This window comes from Marinovum sp. PR37 (assembly GCF_028807375.1).
In the GTDB taxonomy this organism is placed as follows: domain Bacteria; phylum Pseudomonadota; class Alphaproteobacteria; order Rhodobacterales; family Rhodobacteraceae; genus Marinovum; species Marinovum algicola.
Genome location: NZ_JARAML010000044.1, coordinates 1 through 18,017, shown reverse-complemented (window position 1 = coordinate 18,017; position 18,017 = coordinate 1). Strand labels below are relative to the sequence as shown.

At 62.5% G+C, this 18,017-nt stretch carries 13 protein-coding genes; 6 read left to right on the top strand and 7 right to left on the bottom strand.

The window, feature by feature from the left end; translation table 11 throughout:
* Positions 1–170 precede the first annotated feature (170 nt).
* The 4 genes from PVW49_RS22845 to PVW49_RS22830 form a co-directional block, all read right to left on the bottom strand.
* Positions 171–1,163 (bottom strand): D-2-hydroxyacid dehydrogenase, encoded by a 993-nt coding sequence (locus tag PVW49_RS22845; protein WP_274591678.1) that lies wholly within the window; start codon positions 1,161–1,163, stop codon positions 171–173.
* The gene (locus PVW49_RS22840) at positions 1,160–1,957 is read right to left on the bottom strand and encodes a FadR/GntR family transcriptional regulator (RefSeq protein WP_048534526.1); all 798 of its coding nucleotides are present in this window, start codon (positions 1,955–1,957) and stop codon (positions 1,160–1,162) included. Before PVW49_RS22840 ends, PVW49_RS22845 begins: the two co-directional genes overlap by 4 nt.
* An 82-nt stretch (positions 1,958–2,039) precedes the next feature.
* A complete protein-coding gene (locus PVW49_RS22835) occupies positions 2,040–3,206 on the bottom strand; it encodes an enolase C-terminal domain-like protein (protein WP_074837559.1) in 1,167 nt (388 codons plus the stop codon).
* Positions 3,203–5,797 carry a hypothetical protein gene (locus PVW49_RS22830; RefSeq protein WP_274591677.1) on the bottom strand — a complete coding sequence of 865 codons (2,595 nt, stop codon included), beginning with the start codon at positions 5,795–5,797 and terminating at the stop codon, positions 3,203–3,205. Before PVW49_RS22830 ends, PVW49_RS22835 begins: the two co-directional genes overlap by 4 nt.
* Before the next feature lie 381 nt (positions 5,798–6,178).
* Here PVW49_RS22830 and PVW49_RS22825 point away from each other — a divergent pair, with 381 nt between their 5' ends.
* The 6 genes from PVW49_RS22825 to PVW49_RS22800 all read left to right on the top strand — a co-directional run bounded on the left by PVW49_RS22825 (position 6,179) and on the right by PVW49_RS22800 (position 14,691).
* Positions 6,179–7,438, top strand: coding sequence for an ABC transporter substrate-binding protein (locus tag PVW49_RS22825; protein ID WP_274591676.1), 1,260 nt, complete (start codon positions 6,179–6,181; stop codon positions 7,436–7,438).
* Between the two features lie 90 nt (positions 7,439–7,528).
* Positions 7,529–8,464, top strand: coding sequence for a carbohydrate ABC transporter permease (locus PVW49_RS22820; protein WP_083416089.1), 936 nt, complete (start codon positions 7,529–7,531; stop codon positions 8,462–8,464).
* Complete coding sequence (locus PVW49_RS22815; RefSeq protein WP_274591675.1) at positions 8,461–9,354, top strand: carbohydrate ABC transporter permease; 894 nt, start codon at positions 8,461–8,463, stop codon at positions 9,352–9,354. Before PVW49_RS22820 ends, PVW49_RS22815 begins: the two co-directional genes overlap by 4 nt.
* A 3-nt stretch (positions 9,355–9,357) precedes the next feature.
* A complete protein-coding gene (locus PVW49_RS22810) occupies positions 9,358–10,482 on the top strand; it encodes an ABC transporter ATP-binding protein (protein WP_274591674.1) in 1,125 nt (374 codons plus the stop codon).
* A gap of 11 nt (positions 10,483–10,493) precedes the next feature.
* Positions 10,494–12,611 (top strand): beta-galactosidase, encoded by a 2,118-nt coding sequence (locus tag PVW49_RS22805; protein WP_274591673.1) that lies wholly within the window; start codon positions 10,494–10,496, stop codon positions 12,609–12,611.
* A 28-nt stretch (positions 12,612–12,639) separates the two neighbouring features.
* The gene (locus tag PVW49_RS22800) at positions 12,640–14,691 is read left to right on the top strand and encodes an alpha-amylase family protein (RefSeq protein ID WP_274591672.1); all 2,052 of its coding nucleotides are present in this window, start codon (positions 12,640–12,642) and stop codon (positions 14,689–14,691) included.
* A 103-nt stretch (positions 14,692–14,794) separates the two neighbouring features.
* On the opposite strand, the gene PVW49_RS22795 is transcribed toward PVW49_RS22800, so the two are convergent.
* The 3 genes from PVW49_RS22795 to PVW49_RS22785 all read right to left on the bottom strand — a co-directional run bounded on the left by PVW49_RS22795 (position 14,795) and on the right by PVW49_RS22785 (position 17,816).
* The gene (locus tag PVW49_RS22795; protein ID WP_274591671.1) at positions 14,795–15,283 is read right to left on the bottom strand and encodes a S8 family serine peptidase; all 489 of its coding nucleotides are present in this window, start codon (positions 15,281–15,283) and stop codon (positions 14,795–14,797) included.
* A 14-nt stretch (positions 15,284–15,297) separates the two neighbouring features.
* Complete coding sequence (locus PVW49_RS22790) at positions 15,298–16,863, bottom strand: S8 family peptidase (RefSeq protein WP_274591670.1); 1,566 nt, start codon at positions 16,861–16,863, stop codon at positions 15,298–15,300.
* 188 nt (positions 16,864–17,051) lie between these two features.
* The gene (locus PVW49_RS22785) at positions 17,052–17,816 is read right to left on the bottom strand and encodes an SDR family NAD(P)-dependent oxidoreductase (RefSeq protein ID WP_274591669.1); all 765 of its coding nucleotides are present in this window, start codon (positions 17,814–17,816) and stop codon (positions 17,052–17,054) included.
* Positions 17,817–18,017: the final 201 nt, after the last annotated feature.

The window sequence follows — 18,017 nt, the reverse complement described above, 5'->3', positions numbered from 1 at the left end:
ACCGCCGCCTGATCACACCGTCACCAACTTTCGGGCATAGCTCGATCATGCGGTCTTCTTCGGAGAGCTGGTCGTCCAGCAGGAACGGGTCTGCCCAGTTGAACGGGCCGCCTTTCAGGGATGTTGCGGACAATGCGGGTCTCCTTCAGCCCGCCAACCTTCCGCCGCTTTCACATGGTCGCTTGGGTCAGGCGATTGGTCGGACGAACCGCATTTCGAAGTGGCTGGCCCCGTCGGAACCGGGCAATATTGTCGAGGATAATATCCACCGTCCGGGCGGTCTTGTCTGGCATTCCCGGCGTAACGTGCGGTGTGATCAGGATGTTGCGCGCATGCCAAAGCGGACTGTCCGGGGGCAGGGGTTCCTGACGAAAAACGTCAAGCCCCGCGCCGGCCAGCTGGCCGTTTTCCAGTGCTTCGATCAACGCCTCCTCCTGAATCAACGCGCCCCGGCCGATGTTGATCAGACAGGCGCCGGGTTTCATCCTTTCGAGCTCAGGCGCCCCGATCAGGTCTTGTGTCTCATCCGTGAGCGCAAGGCACAGCACGACAAAATCGGATTGTTCCAGGAGCGGAGCAAGCCCATCGCCCTTTGCGTCACAAAACAGGGTGTCGACATGCGCGACCTCGAGAGCGGAGCGGTTGAAGCCCAGAACCTGCATGTTCAGCGCCTTGGCCATGCGGGCGATCTCACGCCCGGTCTGGCCCAACCCGATGATGCCGACGCTTTGCCCGAAAAGACCGCGCCGATGCGCGAACCCCTCCGTCGCCCATTCGCAGTTGTTCTGGGCGGTCATCAGCCTGTGCAGCCGATAGACATGTGCCAGCATGAACATCAGGACATGTTCCGCAAGGACCGGCGCCGACCGGCCTGCGGAACCGGTAATCACAGTGCTGCCATTCAAGATCTTCGGATGAGAAAACCGTTCCATTCCGCTGATGTCGATGTGGACCCATGCCAGATGCGGCCGGGCAATCAGGGTCTCGACCTTCACTTGCGGGCTGAGAAAGGCGATGTCGGCCTGATCCAGCGCGCGCGGCAGATCGGCACTGCCCCCCAGAATGCGCAGGTCGCAACCGCCGAATGCGGCAATGATCCTGTCCTGCTGAGCCCGGGACAGGGGCAGGTCGCTGACCACCCTGCGCGGCCCGGCGACGGTCAAAGCATTTCCGTCCCGTCGTCGTCCTCTTTCGGATAGCGCAGGACGCGCGGTCCCATGGTCAGGGTCTGCAACCGATCGAGATCGCGCAATACCAGCGATACCGCCCGAAAGCGGTCACGTTGCTTGATGGCCTGAAAGATGTCGGTCTGTCGCTTGATAAGTTCCTGCCGCGAATTGCCGTTCTTGTGCTGCCACTTCAGCCGGTCCCAGCCGAGGTTCTTTCGCGAGGTATAGAGAACCTTGTAATTGGCCAGAAGGATGGGGTTTCGGGTGGCCGCCGCCAGCGCCAGCTGGAAGTCGTAACAAAGGCGCTTGATCTCACCCAGATCGTGGGACGCGGTCAACTGGTTAAGGATGGTCTCGCACCTGTCGATGTCGCGCGGCGATGCCCGTTCCGTTGCCAGCTCCACCACCAGCGGGTCAAGCCCGCGCCGCGCCTCGAGCACATCGCTCAGGCCGGCGTCGACATCGTCGCGATCCGTGTCGTCTTGGGCTGTGTGATAGCGTTCGCTGACAAATGTGCCACTGCCGATCTTGCGCTCGACAACGCCCTCCCGCATCAGCCGGTTAAGCACCACCCGAGCTGTTTGCCGGGTGATGTTGTTGCGCTCCATCATCTCGCGTTCGCTGGGCAGTTTCGTGCCGGGACTGAGATGAGAAATCGCTTCCAGCATCGCGTTGTAGATTCGGTCGGTCGGACCTTCGCCGAGCCCCTGCACGTCGGTCGCGTTGGGGTCGGGATCGGCCGTCGGCCGACCCGGATTTTTCGTTTCCTGCATGGTCTGGACGCTCATTTGCACATTGATCCTGAAAGCTTCAGCAATTTGGGGCCTTTTGCAAGGTGCGGAGGCCCGCCCGCATGTCGGTCACGCCGGCCTAGGCTGCGACCTTCAGGTCGGCAAAGGCATATCCGCGTATGAAATCCATGTCGTACTGAACGCCAAGCCCGGCTTCGACGGGCACAGGCACGGTGCCGTCCGCCGACACGTCATCCAGCGCATCGCTGTAGCCACAGGCATAATAACCGCCCGCGAACAGCCCTCGGCCCGGGCCAACCATCGACACTTCGTAGAACTTGGAATTGCGCAGTGCAGCCATGCAGGCCCGTTGCGCCGGGCCGGGCGCATGTAGCTCGACATCCAGTCCGATGGCTTCGGCGAAATGGGCCAGTTTCATGGTACCCGTGATCCCCATGTCGAAATCGGGATCGGCGCGGACAAAATCGCTGGCGCCCGCCAGCACAACCGAAGCGTTCGCCTCCAGCCCTCGCACGCATTCCCCGATCATCAGTGGGGTCGCACACTTTTCGCGTATGGCGCGATAGGCCGTCGCCGCCTGCCCGCCGTCGCTCATCGGGTCCTCCAGCCAGTAAAAGCCTGCCGCGTCGCACGCCTTGGCCAGCCGCAGCGTGTCGCCAAACCCGTTGATCGAACACATCGGATCGCTCATCAGTGCCATCGAATGCCCAATGGCCTTGCCCAGGGCCAGCACGGTTGCGATCTCGCGGTCCACGTCATCGACGCCCCAGCCGTGCATCTTGAAGCCCCGATAACCCAGTTCGCGACATTCCAGCGCGAAATCGACGTAATCTTGTGGCACCTGCAACCCGCCGCCGGGGCCGCCCATCCACGTGGAGGCATAGGCCGGCAGCGTGGCGCGCGCGCCGCCCAGCATTTCCGCGACCGACATGCCGGCCCGCTTTCCGGCAAGATCCCACAATGCGGAATCGAGCAGCCCGACGCCCATGCGATCGTGTTTTTGCAGCAGCCTGCGCGCAGTGGCGTAGAAAGGTTCGCGGGCGTGCCAGGGCATTCCGATCAGCAATTGAGCGGCCTTTTCCACCTGAGGCAGCATCACGTCGGTACCGCCGACATAGGTGCCGCAAGAGCCATCGGTGGCGCGTACTGTCACGTGCAGTCGCGCACGCGACGATGTGGCCCCGGTACAGTCGAAAGTGTGACCCGAGGCGCGCTCGGTCGCGCAATTCTGGATCGGATAACGGAACGCGGTCACATGGACCGCCGCGATCGTCGCCTGGGTCATCGGTCGTCCCCTTTTGGTGTGTTCTCCGCGCAGAGCACGAAATAGGGCTGATTGGAGAGGTCCGCCGTCAAGCCCGGCATTAGGCAAGGCCCCGCAGGCGTCTCAACAGAGAAGTAATACTGAAGCTCGAAATCCGACTCCGTGTAGAGGCCAGGGATTGTGGCCATGTAGTCGGCCCCGTCCGGCGTCATCTCGGATTGCAGCCAGCTTTCAGCCTGGTTCAGTCGGCGATAGTGCAACACCGGCGCGGCGAACCAGTCTGCACGCCGGGCCAGTCGCAATTTCACGGGGGCACCGGGCACGAAGGCCGACGGCGGAGCGTGGCCCGCCGCTGCGGTTTGCATCCTGCCGCCCTGCGCGATCAGGGCCTTGACCCGCGCAAGCGTGTCGGCATCCGCAGACAGCGGCAGGCGGGTGTCGACGTGCCAAGCTTCGATGTCGTTAAGGTCGCGCACCATCGCCTGCACGCGGTCGGCCCAATTGCCCTGAAGCCAGGTGAACGGCCCGCAAGACAGATTTCTCTGGTAGATTTTCGTGCCGGTGTCTGCGGCGGATTTCCAATGTTCGATGGCCGCCGCATATTGGCGCTTGGCGGCTCTGAAAAGCTCTGGGTCGCCGGTCTTGAGGTAGATTTCCCACGAACAACCGGCGCGAAACTTGGCAGCAAAGAACCGGGCAATGCCGGCAAGGATGCGCACATCCGCCAGAATCCGGCGCGTTTCGGGGAGGTCTGCACCATTCCGGGCTTCGGCGGCCTTTGCGGCCGCCAGCCCTGTTTCGGCCCGCGCGTCAAGCCATCCGGCCACGTCCAGCGGGGTGTAGCGGTGGCTTTGCCGGTCTGCCAGCGCCTCAGTGGCGTATTGTGCCGGATTGGCAAAGAGTTGCGGGTCAAAGGTCGGCGCATTGCCGAACCGGCCCGGTTGGTCGAAGTCATCGCCGTAGGGCAATTGGCCGGGAGGGTTGATCAGCGAAAGATTGTCGTAAATCTCGGGCCAGTAATAGTGATTGCAGGCCGAGGGCCCATAGGCCTGGGTCACGATGTTCAGCACACCGCCAATCCCTGTCAGGGCCTTGGCCACATCGTCAGCGGCGTCACCGCAGCGGGTGTCGAGCAGGCGCAGAAGTTCCGGCCCTTCCGCCGCCGCGTCATGCAACCGGCGCCCCCAGATGCGATAGAAAATCTCGTGTTTTTGCCAGTCAAATTTCGGTATCAGCGCCCCATCGGTATAATTGAAACGCCCGCCGGGCTGGCCGCTACCCATCCGCCCCTTGTAAGACAGCGGCTCGCAAATCTCGACGCCGGTGGCACCGGCGATTGTCGACAGCTGGCCATAGCCCCCGGCCATGTCAGGATCGCCCCAGAGCAGGATGCGCTGTGTGCCCGGCCAGATGCGGAACGACACCGAATAATCACGCGCTCGCGACAGAAGATCGCCATAGCTGTAACGCAGGAACCGGCGACTGCCTTCGCTGAAACTCATCGCGCTCGGCACGTCGCCTTCGGGTGGGCTTTCCTCGCGGCGGATCGCCGCTTGATGGTAGGGCAGGCCCATATGTTCGGCCAGATACTTGGGCGAAATGTTCACCGGCAATCCGCTGCGGATCGCGGTGTCGATCAATTTCGGTTCCACGCCCTTGGCATGCAGATCAACCTCGATCGGCCGACCGGTTCTGGCGATGCCCTGAAACACCACCGACCAGAAGTCATAGGACGCCTCAGGCACCCCGCCTTCGATGTGCACCCGAAGCGTGACACCGCGGATCTGGGGAACCGCCACCAGCAGAGCATGCAGCGCGTCGCGGCAATAGGCGGCGTGGTTGTCGGGTGTGATGCCGTCGATGGTGTAATTGGCCCTCGGCGTGTCATCAAAATCATAACCGTGGGTCCAGAGGCCGAGGTGAAATTCCAGCCCGCGCCGCTCTGCTTCACGGCCAATGAATTGCAGCGTTTCAAGGTTGTCCGCGCGTTCGTCATCTGACAGCTCGCGGACGCGGACATCGTGGCCCTCCGGCGCGACGAGGAAGGGATAGGCGAAATGCAGGTAGACGTCCGTCAGGTACCCGTTTTGATACGGATAATTGTATGGCATCCCAAAGGTCAGCGCGACACGGTTGAAACGGTTGGTGGCCAACATGTCGAGATACCGCCGCCAGCCTTCGCGATCGTGAAACCAGCCCTTGTCCTCGATCTCGCTTGAAAAACACCGCGACACGCTGCGCAGTCGGGCCTTTGGGCTGCGGACCATCGGGGTGACAAAGTCTTTCGCCGTCACTGCCGCGCCATGGGCAAGCCGGTCGGCAAGTTCAAGCAGGCCATACACCACGCCGCGGGTCGTGGTGCCCCAGACCAGCAGCTCTGGCGCGTCCTTGTGGCAGGCAATGACGAAGCTGTCGTCGCCTTCCGGCAGGTGGACGTCATCCAAGCCGTGCCAGATGCCGGGCTTGGGCGACGTGGTCAATCCGACAACAATCCGCGGGCCGTGCTCTGTCGCGCCGGATTCCGCGTGGGCCTGTGCCAGCTTGCCCGCGGCCCATTGGATTGCGACGTCGCCGGGCGCTGCGTCGAGGTTCACGAAATGCGGCCTGTCCATCGGGGGCGACCTCCAGATTATTTCCTTGGCAACCGCCCGAAATTGGTACGGCCCACTTTGCATATATTGGTACATATCACCGTGTCAATTGGCTGAATGCGTTGTGAGCTTTCGCGGATTGTGACCCACTCAATTTTCCGAAAATTCGACACGGCTTCCTAGAATTTGCATAATGTGTTGTGTTTAAAGTAAAAAAAGAACATCCGCAAGCAGGGCTGGGCGCTCGATGTCGCCTGAGTGGCTGGCCCAATTTCTCGATTTGGGTCTAAATCGGTACAGAGTTGTTGACTTTTGGCGGATTCGCGGGGATCGTGCACATGCCGGACGCCGTGGAGGGAGGATTCCCGCGGGCGGTGGGGCAGGACTTCATGGGAGGAAATTATGACAACACATATTCGACTAGGTCTCTATGGCGCCGCTGCCTTGGCCGTTGCGACAACCACGACGATGGCACAGGACGCGCCGTCCATTGAACTTCTTCACTGGTGGGACGGGGCTTCGGGGGAAGCCGTGCAAACCATGCGCGGCCTTTTCGAAGACAAGGGCGGCACCTGGAAAGACACGACAGTCTCGGGCGAGGGCGCATCGGCGATGGCGACCTTGCGGGCACGGGCGCTGGCCGGGAATCCGCCGGGCGCCGTCGTTCTGAAGGGGCCCGACATCCAGGAATGGGGCTCGCATGGCTTTCTGCGTGACATCAACGCGATTGCAGAGACAGAGGGCTGGAACGATCTGCTGGCCCCGACGATCCAAGGCGCGATGCAGTACGATGGCGCTTATGTCGCCTTTCCGGTCACGGTCCACCGCAACAACTGGATGTACACAAGCGTCAAGGCGCTGGATGCAGTGGGGGCAGAGCCGCCAACCACTTGGGAGGAATTCAACGCCGTCGCCACGAAGATGCAGGACGCGGGCATCATCCCCGTCGCGCTTGGCGGGCAGAAGTGGCAAGAGATCACCTTGTTCGAGGCCGTCGGCCTTGGCATGGGGGTCGATTGGTATCGCGATGCCTTTGTCAATCTCGACGACACGGCCCTGAATGCGCCCGAGATGCAGGCGACGCTGGAGCAACTGCGCACCATGATGGGCTGGGTCGATTCAGCCTCGCCGGGACGCGACTATGAACAGACGGCAGCGATGATGCTGGCCGGTGAGGCCGGTTTTCAGTTCATGGGCGATTGGGAACTTGGCGCCCTGGCCCAGCAGGATGCCGAAGTGGGAGTCGATTTCCTGTGTCTGGTGGCGCCGAACAATCAGGGTGATCCGGCATTCCTGCTGAATGCGGATTCCATCGCCCTGTTCAACACCGAGGACGCCAACGAACTGGCCGGGCAGGAAAGCTTTGCACGGATCGGCATGTCAGAGACGTTCCAGACCGCGTTCAACAAGGTCAAGGGATCGATCCCGCCGCGCAGTGACATCGACCTGGCGGATTTCCACACGTGCCAGCAGAAATCGGCAGAAGATCTGGTGGCGGCCAGCGACGCAGGCAACGTGGTGCTGAGCATGGGCCATTCCATGGCGGTGCCGGGCAATGTGCGCGGGGCGATCATGGATGCGGTGAGCGAATACATGAACACCGACATGTCGCCCGAGGACGGCGCCGAAGCGATCCGCACAGCGATCGAGATCACGCGCTGATACAATGCGGGGCCTGCCGGCAGCGCATCTGTCGGCAGGCTCCATAATGCACTGCACCGGGCGCATTGCCGCGGTGACGAAGGTACAAAAATGACATTTTCAACGTCCGAGCAGGCCGCCGCGCCGCGCCGCAGGCCCCGCCTTGACAGCCGGGTGACGGAGAGGCTGGTCATCGGCCTGTCGCTGACCCCAGCTTTCATCATCACGCTGATCGGCACCTTCATCTTTCTGGGATGGACGGTTCTCATGTCGATGACCGACAGCACGCTGTTTCCCTCGACCGATTTCGTCGGGCTCGAAGGATACTGGCAAATCTGGAAATATCCGCGCTGGCAGGTCGCCGCCGGCAACCTGTTCACCTTCGGGCCGATCTATATGCTGGTCTGCGGAGTCATCGGCATCGGCATGGCCATTGCGATTGATCAGAACGTGCGCGGCGAAAACATCTTTCGCGCCATCTATCTCTATCCGATGGCGGTGTCCTTTGTCGTGGCCGGGACGATCTGGCGCTGGATTCTCAATCCCGGCACCGGCGTCGAGGCGCTGGTGCAGGGCATGGGGTTCGAAAGCTTCGTGTTCGACTGGATCACCCGCAAGGACCGGGCGATATATACGGTCATCATCGCCCAGGTGTGGCAGCATGCCGGGTTCGTCATGGCGCTGGTACTGGCCGGGCTGCGGACTGTGAACCGCGACATCATCAATGCGGCGATGATCGACGGCGCACCCACACATACGATCTATCGCCGGGTCATCCTGCCATCGATCGCGCCGATTTTCGTCGCCGTCTTCTTCATCCTCTCGCAATGGGCGCTCAAGACCTATGACATCATCCTTGCCCTGACGGGGGGCGGGCCGGGCATTGCCACAGATGTGCCGTCGATCTTTGTCCGCGACATGATGTTCAACCGTGGTGAAATCGCTCTGGCCAGCGTGGCCTCGGTCTACATGCTGCTGCTGCTGTTCACATTGATGGCAATCTACAAATCCTATCAGGTCATCGCCCGCCGGAGGACCAAGCAATGAGCGATTCATCCGCGGCAACCGCCGCCGTCTCAGATGGCACCCTTGGCGAAGTGATGGGGCGGCTCGTGCTTTATGCGCTGCTGGTCCTGCTCGGGGTCTATTTCATCCTGCCGCTCGCCATCGTGGTCATCACGTCGCTGCGCGAACAGGGCGAAATCCTGCGCAATGGCGTGCTGTCCTGGCCCGAAGAAGTCTCGGCCCGTGCCTGGCGCGCGGCGATGTTCAACAGCTGCGTCGGCACCGACTGTCGCGGCATGGCGCCGTATTTCTGGAATTCGGTCAAGATGGTCGTGCCCGCCACCGCCACCTCGACCATTCTGGGCGCGATCACCGGATATGCGCTGACCAAGTTCAAGTTTCCCGGGTCCGAGTTCTTTTTCGCCGCAACGATCTTTGGCATCTTCCTTCCGGCGCAATTGTTCCTGCTGCCGACGGCGCAGATGCTGGGCTGGCTAGGGGCCACGAATATCTGGGGTCTGGTGATCATTCACAACCTCTATGGTCTGGCCTTCACCACGCTGTTTTTCCGCAACTATTACGTGCAGATCCCCGATGAAATCGTGGCGGCTGCGCGGATCGACGGGGCCGGGTTCTTTGCCATCTTCCGGCGGATTGTCCTGCCGCTGTCGCCGCCGATCATCGTGGTCGTCGTGATCTGGCAGTTCACCCACATCTGGAACGAATTCCTCTATGGCGCGACGTTTACCACCGGGACCGATCTGCCGATCACCGCGGCGCTCTATGCGGTGACCGGCCCCAAGGGGGGGATCCGCGATTACGGCGTGGAGGCCGCCGCCGTGATCATCGCCGCCCTGCCAACGTTGCTGGTTTACGTCGCGGCCGGGAAATACTTTGTCCGCGGCCTGACCGCCGGCTCTCTGAAAGGTTGAAGAATGGCCACCATTGACATCAAATCCGTCGAAAAATCCTTTGGCGCGCTGAAGGTTCTGAAGAGCCTCGACGTTCATGTTCAGGATGGCGAACTGCTGGTGCTTGTCGGCCCCTCGGGCTGTGGCAAATCCACGCTTCTGTCGATGATTGCCGGGCTGAGCGACGTGTCAAAGGGCAACCTGCTGATTGACGGGGACGACGTGACCCGCAGCCACCCCAGGGACCGTGACATTGCGATGGTGTTCCAGACCTATGCGCTTTATCCGACAATGACAGTGCGGCAGAACATCAGCTTCGGGCTGGAAATGCGCCGCGTGCCAAAGGCAGAGCGCACCCGCGCGGTCGAGGATGTGGCGGCGCTTCTTCAGATCACGCATCTGCTGGACCGCAAGCCGTCGCAACTGTCGGGCGGCCAACGCCAGCGCGTCGCCATGGGCCGCGCGCTGGTGCGCGACCCCAAGGTGTTCCTGCTGGATGAGCCGCTCTCGAACCTTGATGCAAAACTGCGTGTCGAGATGCGGACCGAGATCAAGAAGTTGCATGAACGGCTTGGCAAGACGATGATCTATGTCACCCATGATCAGATCGAGGCGATGACCCTGGCCACCCGGATCGCGGTGATGAAGGACGGCGAGATCCAGCAGTTGGACGTGCCGCGCGTGATCTACGATGAACCCGCCAACATGTTTGTCGCCTCGTTCATCGGCTCGCCCGAGATCAACTTCATTCCCTGCGATGTCATCTCTTCCGCGCAGGGGGTGACGCTGCAAACCCAGGGCCCATTTTCTGAAACCGTCGATACCATGGGCGCACTGGCCGACGCCGTCCCCGGCGACGGCGTGATGCTGGGCATCCGGCCCGAGGATGTGCGGCTGGTGACCGCCTCAGACCCGAAGCGCCGGGGCGAGTTCGCGCTGCCGCTGCGGATCGAGGTGATCGAACCGACAGGGGCCGAGGATCTGGTGACCCTGTCCTTCGGAGAGCGGACGGTCCAGTGCAAGATGCGCGATGCCGGCCAATGGTCCAGCGGGGACATTGTGACCGCCGCCTTCGATCTGGAAAAGACCAAGTTCTTTTCGCTTTCATCCGGTGATCGGATCGTGACCGCGCGGCAGATAGCGGCATAAGGTACTGAAAAATGGCAAAATTACCTCAGGTGCCTTTTGGTGCCGTCTATTTTCGCAAATCAAACCCACCGCAACAGGATTGGGAAAGGGATTACAAGACAGCCGCAGAAGACGGGCTGAACGTCTTTCGCCACTGGTTCATGTGGAGCGCGATCGAGCGTGCGCCGGGCAAGTTCGACTGGGACGATTACGATCGCCAGCTCGATCTTGCCGCCAAGCACGGGATCGTCACCATCATTGCCGAACTGTCCCAGACCACGCCGGATTGGGCGGTGCGAAAATTCGCCGATGCACGGCAGGTGCTCTATGACGGGCGGGTGCATCCTTCGATCCAGAGCCCTTCGTCCGCCACCGGCGGGTTCAGCCATTCCGGCGGCGGCACCGGCACCCTGACGCTGAACGCGCCAGAGGTTCGCGCAGCGGCGCATAACTTCCTCACCACCATGGCCCGGAGGTACAAGGGCCACCCCGCGCTGCTGGGTTATGACGTGTGGAACGAATGCAATTATTCGCCCTACACCGATTACGGCCCCTATACGGTTGCCGCGTTCCGCGACTGGCTGAAGCGGAAATACGGCACGCTCGATGATCTGGCCCGGGCGTGGCACCGCTACAGCTATGCGGAATGGGATGACATCGAGCCGCCGACGCAGTTCATGCCTTATTGCGAATGCCTCGACTGGCTGCGTTTCAAGCAGGACAATCACTACGAGCAAATGCAATTCCGCATCGATGCGATCCGGGCGGTGGACCCCGATGCGATGATCGTCGCGCATGGCACCGCGGGTTCTGTCACGCAGCTGGCCCAACGCGGTTCGGACGATTGGCGCGCCGCGTCCAAGGTGGAAACCTACGGCTATACATGGGTCAGCGCGCGCAAGGGCACGGAGCCGTGGAAAAACTTCTTTGCCGCCGATCTGGTGCGGGGGGCCGCGCGGGGCAAAACCTTTTGGCACGCCGAGCGGCAGGGCGGGCCGTTGTGGATGCAGCCGCAGGTTCTGGGCCGCGACAAGGACGACGGGCGCGTCGCCACGCCCGAGGATATCCGCCTGTGGTCACTGTCGTCCTTTGCCGGGGGCGCGCGGGGCATGATGAACCTGCGGTTCCGGCCGCTTCTGGACGGTCCGCTGTTCGGCGCTTTCGGGTCTTACGACATGGCCGGGCAGCGCACGCCCAGATCCGACATGGCCGCCAGCATCGCACGCTGGGCCAATGCGCAAAAGCAGGCCGATCTGATGAAGGCCGCGCCGGTCACCGGTGACATCGGCATTATCATGGCACCGGAAGCTCAGGAATTTGCATTCCTGCTAAACTACAACGGCAAGTTCGACACCTATTCGGCGGCGATGTGGGGGGCCTATCGCGGGTTCTTTGACAACAACATCCAAGCCGACTGGGTTCATATCGACGATATCGAAGGGCGGAACATCCTCTATTTCCCCTATCCGATCATGCTCTTGCCGGATCAGGTCGAGAAGATCACCAATTGGGTCCGGGCTGGCGGAGTGCTGATTTGCGAAGCCTGTCCGGGATACTTCGGACCGGGCGGACGCGCTGGCACGAAGCAGCCGAACCTCGGCCTCGATACGCTTTTCGGGGTTGAAGAGGAGGACGTCGAATTCATGCCCGACATCGCCGACCGCAACAGTATTTTCCATCGGGGGGACGAACTGACCTGCGCGGGTTTCCGGCAGGCGTATCGTGCCACCAGCGGCACGGCGCTGGCCAATTTCGATACCGGTCAAACCGCGATTGTCGAAAACCGCTTTGGCGCGGGGCGCACGATGTTGATCGGCTCGCACCTGTCGGCAAGCTATCACTACCATCCCAATGACGGCCTGCGGACGTTCTTTGGCAACCTGCTGACCTGGGCCGGGCATGAACCCGCGGTGAGCAACAGCAATCCCCGCGTTCAGGCGCGGCTGCACGCCGACGGCGACCGCTTTTGGCTCTGGCTCGTCAATCCCGAACGCGTGGCGCAAGAGGGGCGCGTGTCCAGCCTGATTGCCGATGTTGGCGGCGCACAGCCGAAACAGGCCTGGGGCGGTGCAGACAGCCAGTTTTCCCAAGGGTTATACCGTGTGCCCGCGCAGGACGCGTTGGTCGTCGAACTGCCCCCCGCGAAATGACCGCACTGATCCGAGAAAGGAACACGCCATGTCATGGTGGCTGACAGAACCGATCCGGCTGGTTCAGACCAACCTGCGCGAAATCGACATCGACCTGGATCCGGCGGGCTTTGTCGCCGAACTGGTGGATTTCTCTGCCAATGTCGTTCTGTTCAACGTCGGCGGCATTGTCGCCAATTACCCGACGGAACTGGAGTATCATTACCCCAACCCGCATCTGCCTATCGGGCGGGGCGACATTCTGGGCGAAGTGATCGATCGGTGCCACGAGGCCGGCATCCGATTCATGGCGCGGTTCGACTTTTCCAAGGTGCACGAAAGCCTGGCCGCGCGGCGGCCGGAATGGCTTTATGTCAGCGAGGCGGGAACACACAACAACTACAACGGTCAGGTGCAGGCCTGCGTCAGCGGTGGCTATCAGCAGGAATATTGCCTGAAAATCCTGTCAGAGACGATCGCACGCTATCGCCTTGATGCCGTGTTTTTCAACATGACGGGGTATCAACGCGACGATTACGACCGCAACTATCTGGGCATCTGCCAATGCGACGCCTGCCAGACAAGTTTTCATGCGCGCACGGGCATGGACTTGCCCCCGACGGCCGACACGGCCAACCCGGCGTTTCTGGCGCTGGAACGGTTTTCGCTGGAGCGCACGAACGAGCAATATGACCAGATCAACCGGCACGTCAAAGCGCTGGACCCGAATATCGCGATCTGTACCTACACCAGCCGCGGGGTCGATATCTGGCGCAAGGAAGCCGCGACCACGTTTGAGCGCAACCTCGAATGGGAATATGAATCCGCCGATAATGTGAAGAGCGTCATGCCTGCCTACCCTGACAAGACAGTGGCCAATGCTGCGGTGCATTTCGTGTCGCGCCGGTTTCGCTATTCCGGTGTCGCGCCGGAATTGTCCAGGTTGCGGCTTGTTCAGAATATCGCCTGCGCCGCTCCGCTCGATTTCTTTGTAATCGGCACGCTGGGCAATCAGAAGGACCGGGTCAGCTACGACGGGGTGCGCGACCTGTTCCACTATCACGCGCAGAATGCCCATTGGTATCAGGATGTGGAACCTCTGGCCGAGGTTTGCCTGATCAAGCCCGAGGCAAATTTCATCTACGGTGCCAAAGACGAATACTACGGAATTTTGCGCATCTTGTCGGAAAATCACATCCTTTATGACGTCTGGCCAGAGGACGCGCTGGAAATCGCCCCGACCTTGGAAATCCTGTCGCGCTACAAGACGGTGATCGTTGGCGAGGCGCGTTGCCTGCGACCGGACATCGTGGCGGCGCTGGATGCCTATGTCGCAGCCGGTGGCGTGCTGATCACCACGGGCCAGACCGCGACGCTTGACCAAAATGGCCGGGCCACGGGGGGCTGTGGCCTTGTCGCCAGTGGAATTGGCGCGGTGCGCGGCATCCGGCCCCGCGCCAACAGCGCCTACTTCTCCTTGCGCGATCAAGACAAGGCGCGGCTGGATTGGCAGGACGCACTCGATGTGGTCTTTCTCTATGGTGAATACATGGACTGTGAATTGAAAGCGGGCGCCGAGGCGATATTGAGCCACCTGCCACCGCATATGCACGGGCCGCCTGAGAAATGCTATCATGAGGTGGAAGCCGATGATCCGGGTCTGATCGTCAACCGCCACGGCGCGGGCTGCTGCGTCACGATCCCCTGGGCTGTCGGCAGCCATTACCAAACCCATGGCAATCATGCGCATGCCATCCTGATGAATCGCGTTCTGGCCACATTCGCCCCACCGATCTGCCTGAGCACGGATGCCCCGGCATTGGTCGAGGTTCACGTCCAGGCTCGAAAAGACGGGCGCTGGATGGTTGTCACGCTGGTCAATCAATCGGGCCAGAACGGTCATGCCTTTCATGCCCCGGTGCCGATGCACGACATAATGTTAAAACTGAAAGCAGGCAGGCCGGTGGCGCGGGTCTCCGCGTTGAAAGCAGGGCTGGACCTGCCCCTAAACCCTACGGAATCCGGCGCCAGCGTGACGGTCCCGAGGTTGGATCGTTTCGAAACCCTGATCTTTCATTGCGTGGACGGCGAACGCCCATAAACCGGGGTCTATCGGTCCCGATGACGGGCTGGCGACGCCATCGGGACGTTGTATCCGATTGCGCTGCGGGGGCTGTCCTCGTTGTAGAGCCTGCGGCAGGGGCTCAGCGCCGGGTCTGCATCGCCTCGACGAGGTTGGGCTCGGCGTAAAGTACCTCCGGGCGCTCGTTGAGGCTCTTGGCGGCCTCGAGCCCGGATTGGCCTTCGGCCTCGATCAGAAAGGTGTTGGGGGCAAACCCCAGCTCGCGCCGGACCTTGAAGCCAAGCTCGGCCAGAAGCTCCGCAACCCGCTCGGCGGAGAGATCGGGGTTGATCTTGACGGTCAGGGCACGGCCGGCCAGCTTGAGATGCCCGTCGGTGTCCATCACCACCTCGAAAGCGCGGTCGTCCGGGGCGCTTTCCGGCGGCCCGAAGGTCCAGCCGGCGGCCTGGAGCGTTTGCAGATCGGCCTGCGCTTCCTGCGAGGCCGTGCCCAGCTCGCGCTGCGCGATGTCGGGGGCCGAAGGGGCGGCGTCAGAGCCGGGGGGCAGGGCGCGCAGGCGTTCGACCTTCTTGATTCCGGTCAGACGTTGAAGGGCCGACGATTTGTCCATGTGACAGGCTTTGCTCAGAGTCCGGTGCCACGCCGCCGCGCCTCGGCCACCGCGGCCTCGGCATTCGCGCGGCCATGGCCGTAGCGGATGTTGTGCCCTCCAATATAGGGCAGCGGGCCGACTTTGTCGCATGTGTCGCGCAGCACCTGGCGCAATTCATGCGCTGTCATGTCGGGCTTCTGCGACAGCGCCAGGGCCCCGATACCGGCGGCACAGGGCGCGGCAAAGCTGGTGCCGGTGGTTTCATGGTACGTACCGCCGCTGGCCGGGACCCAGACCTTCACGCCGGGGGCGAGGAAGTCCAGCTTGGGGCCGAAGCCCGAGCCATTGTCGGTGTCATTGGCGGTGGCGCGGCCGACCGCCATCACCTCGGCATGGGAGCAGACCTGATCCGAGCCGATGGGATGATTGCCGTTGGTGCAGGCCCAGAAGATCGCGCACCCCTTGTCGCCGCGGCCGCTGGCGGCGGCAAAATCCAGCGCGTCGCTCAGAACCGCGCTCATCGTCCAGACCGCGCCATTGGGGCCGAGCGAACAGGCGATGATGTCGGCGCCCTCTTCCTGAACGCCTTCCTTGGAGGGATCGGCGGCATAGGCAATGGCCCGGGCCAGAGTAAGCTGGGTGCCGACCTGATCGTTCATGCAGGCGATCATCCGCAGATCGGCGCCGGGCGCCACGCCGCAGCCTCCCAGATTGTTGTCGGCAATCGCGGCAATCATCCCGGCGCAGGCGGTACCATGGTTGCCGTCTGGAATATTGGCCGTTCCGGGGATGAAATCCGCATCGACGAAATCGAAGGTCGGGCGGTAATGCCCCGACCCTGCGCCGAAAATCAGATCAGGATGTGTGGTGTCAAAGCCGTTGTCGATCACCGCGACCCTGATGCCTTCGCCCTGGGTCCGATCCCAGGCGTTGCGCGACAGGATATTGGCGTGATGCCATTGCCGGGTCAGATCCGGGTCGTTCGGAGTGAGCCGCTGGCCGATATGTTCGATGAAATCGGGCTCGGCAAAGGTGACCTCGGCCTCCTCCATCAGCATCAGGCAGGTATCGAGTGCGCGGGCGTCGCCGGTATCGGCGCGGTAGGTGTCGGGAGGCAGGCCGGCGCTGCTCAGACGGGTGATATTGTGGCGGGCAAAAATCGCCGCGCGGTCGGCCTCGGGCACATCTGCCTCGAAGCGCAGGGCAATGCGCGAGGTTTCCAGCAGCAGGCGCTGGCTGTGCACGAAGACGCGATTGACCAGACCGTTGCCGCCCTGGTTCTCGCGTTCCGCCAGGGGCAGGTTCCAGAAATCGGCATCGCTGTGGAAAAAGTTCATCCCGGCGCCGGCAAAGCCCGCCATCTGCTCGCGCATGGCCGGGTCTTCATAGAGCTCCGGCGCGACCGCCTTGCGGCCGGTATCGAGATCGAGCGAATCGAGTTGCGTGCGGGCGGCGCTGGCGGCGCGACCGATGTCATTGGCGCGCAGCCCCTCGGCCATGCCCGAGAGCGTTTCCGATGGCTGGGCGCGGGTGGGCAGGATGCCCCGGAGTTCTTCGAGATGGGCAAGACGGTCGCGGACAGATGATTTGTGAGACATGACTTTCTCCGACTTTGGCGGGGGCGGCTCAGGCGGTTCAAAAATGAATTCTGTGTTATGGTCGCAGTATAGCACAACCTATGCGGTTATTCGCGCAAAACCTGCCCGTCGTCGGCCGCCCCCACAGGCGCCTTTTGCGCGCGAGTGCGACCGCTGTCCCGGCTGCGCGCTCTGGCCCGGTCAAATGGTCAATCGGCAGTCCAGCCGCCATCGACCATCAGCGCTGTGCCTGTGACCAGGGCCGACGCTTCGGAGGCGAGATAGACCACCGCGCCCATGACATCCTCGATTTCGCCGACGCGGCCGAGCTTGATCTTGTCTTCGATCCAGGCCCGGCGGGCCGGATCGGCCAGGGTCTGTTCGCCAAGCGGGGTGCGGATGAAAGTCGGGCAAAGCGTGTTGATGCGCACGCCCTTGGGCCCCCATTCGATCGCCATGGATTTCACCATCCCCTCGAGTGCGTGTTTCGAGGCGCAATAGACACCGCGGTCGACGCCGCCGACATGGCCCATCTGGCTGCTGACATGGATGATCGACCCGCGCAGGCCGGTTTCGATCATCCGGCCAGCTGCGGCGGTCGAGAGGAAATAGGCGGCGCGCAGGTTGACCGACATCACCGCATCGAAATCCGCCGGATCGGTATCCAGCGCCGGGCCGTGGCGCGCCATGCCGGCAGAATTGACCACGATGTCGAAGGCCGGAGCGGCAGCGAGGGCGGCGCGGGTGGCGTCTATATCGGTGATGTCCAGCGCCAGCGGGGCAAAGGCCAGGTTTTCACCCGCCATCGCCGCGCCAAGCGCGTCCAGCGGCCCCTGGCGGCGGGCGACGCAGGTCACATGCGCCCCAGCCCGGGCCAGCGCGGTGGCGGCGCCAAGGCCGATCCCGGAAGTGGCGCCGGTGATCAGCGCGCGCTTGCCGTCAAGCTGGAAGGTCGGGGTCTGGGGAAGCTGCATGGGGGGTCTCCTGCTCACGGGTCAAGCTGATATCCATTGTTCACCAATTCCCGGCCGGGCGCGAGGGGATGTGCCCCGCGCCCGGCCGGCCGGCTCATTCTGCCGCGTCGCGGGCCGGCGCGGCCGCGCCGTAGGGCACGTTGACGCCACCATAGCGACGGACCCGGATGTTGCATTGCTCGGCATGGCCGACAAAGCCCT

What these genes read in the sequence shown, in the direction of transcription:
- PVW49_RS22795 (WP_274591671.1), bottom strand. Translation starts at nt 15,283, where the DNA reads ATGGACAAATCGTCGGCCCTTCAACGTCTGACCGGAATCAAGAAGGTC.
- PVW49_RS22820 (WP_083416089.1), top strand. Translation starts at nt 7,529, where the DNA reads ATGACATTTTCAACGTCCGAGCAGGCCGCCGCGCCGCGCCGCAGGCCC.
- PVW49_RS22800 (WP_274591672.1), top strand. Translation starts at nt 12,640, where the DNA reads ATGTCATGGTGGCTGACAGAACCGATCCGGCTGGTTCAGACCAACCTG.
- PVW49_RS22830 (WP_274591677.1), bottom strand. Translation starts at nt 5,797, where the DNA reads ATGGACAGGCCGCATTTCGTGAACCTCGACGCAGCGCCCGGCGACGTC.
- PVW49_RS22840 (WP_048534526.1), bottom strand. Translation starts at nt 1,957, where the DNA reads ATGAGCGTCCAGACCATGCAGGAAACGAAAAATCCGGGTCGGCCGACG.
- PVW49_RS22805 (WP_274591673.1), top strand. Translation starts at nt 10,494, where the DNA reads ATGGCAAAATTACCTCAGGTGCCTTTTGGTGCCGTCTATTTTCGCAAA.
- PVW49_RS22815 (WP_274591675.1), top strand. Translation starts at nt 8,461, where the DNA reads ATGAGCGATTCATCCGCGGCAACCGCCGCCGTCTCAGATGGCACCCTT.
- PVW49_RS22785 (WP_274591669.1), bottom strand. Translation starts at nt 17,816, where the DNA reads ATGCAGCTTCCCCAGACCCCGACCTTCCAGCTTGACGGCAAGCGCGCG.
- PVW49_RS22835 (WP_074837559.1), bottom strand. Translation starts at nt 3,206, where the DNA reads ATGACCCAGGCGACGATCGCGGCGGTCCATGTGACCGCGTTCCGTTAT.
- PVW49_RS22825 (WP_274591676.1), top strand. Translation starts at nt 6,179, where the DNA reads ATGACAACACATATTCGACTAGGTCTCTATGGCGCCGCTGCCTTGGCC.
- PVW49_RS22790 (WP_274591670.1), bottom strand. Translation starts at nt 16,863, where the DNA reads ATGTCTCACAAATCATCTGTCCGCGACCGTCTTGCCCATCTCGAAGAA.
- PVW49_RS22810 (WP_274591674.1), top strand. Translation starts at nt 9,358, where the DNA reads ATGGCCACCATTGACATCAAATCCGTCGAAAAATCCTTTGGCGCGCTG.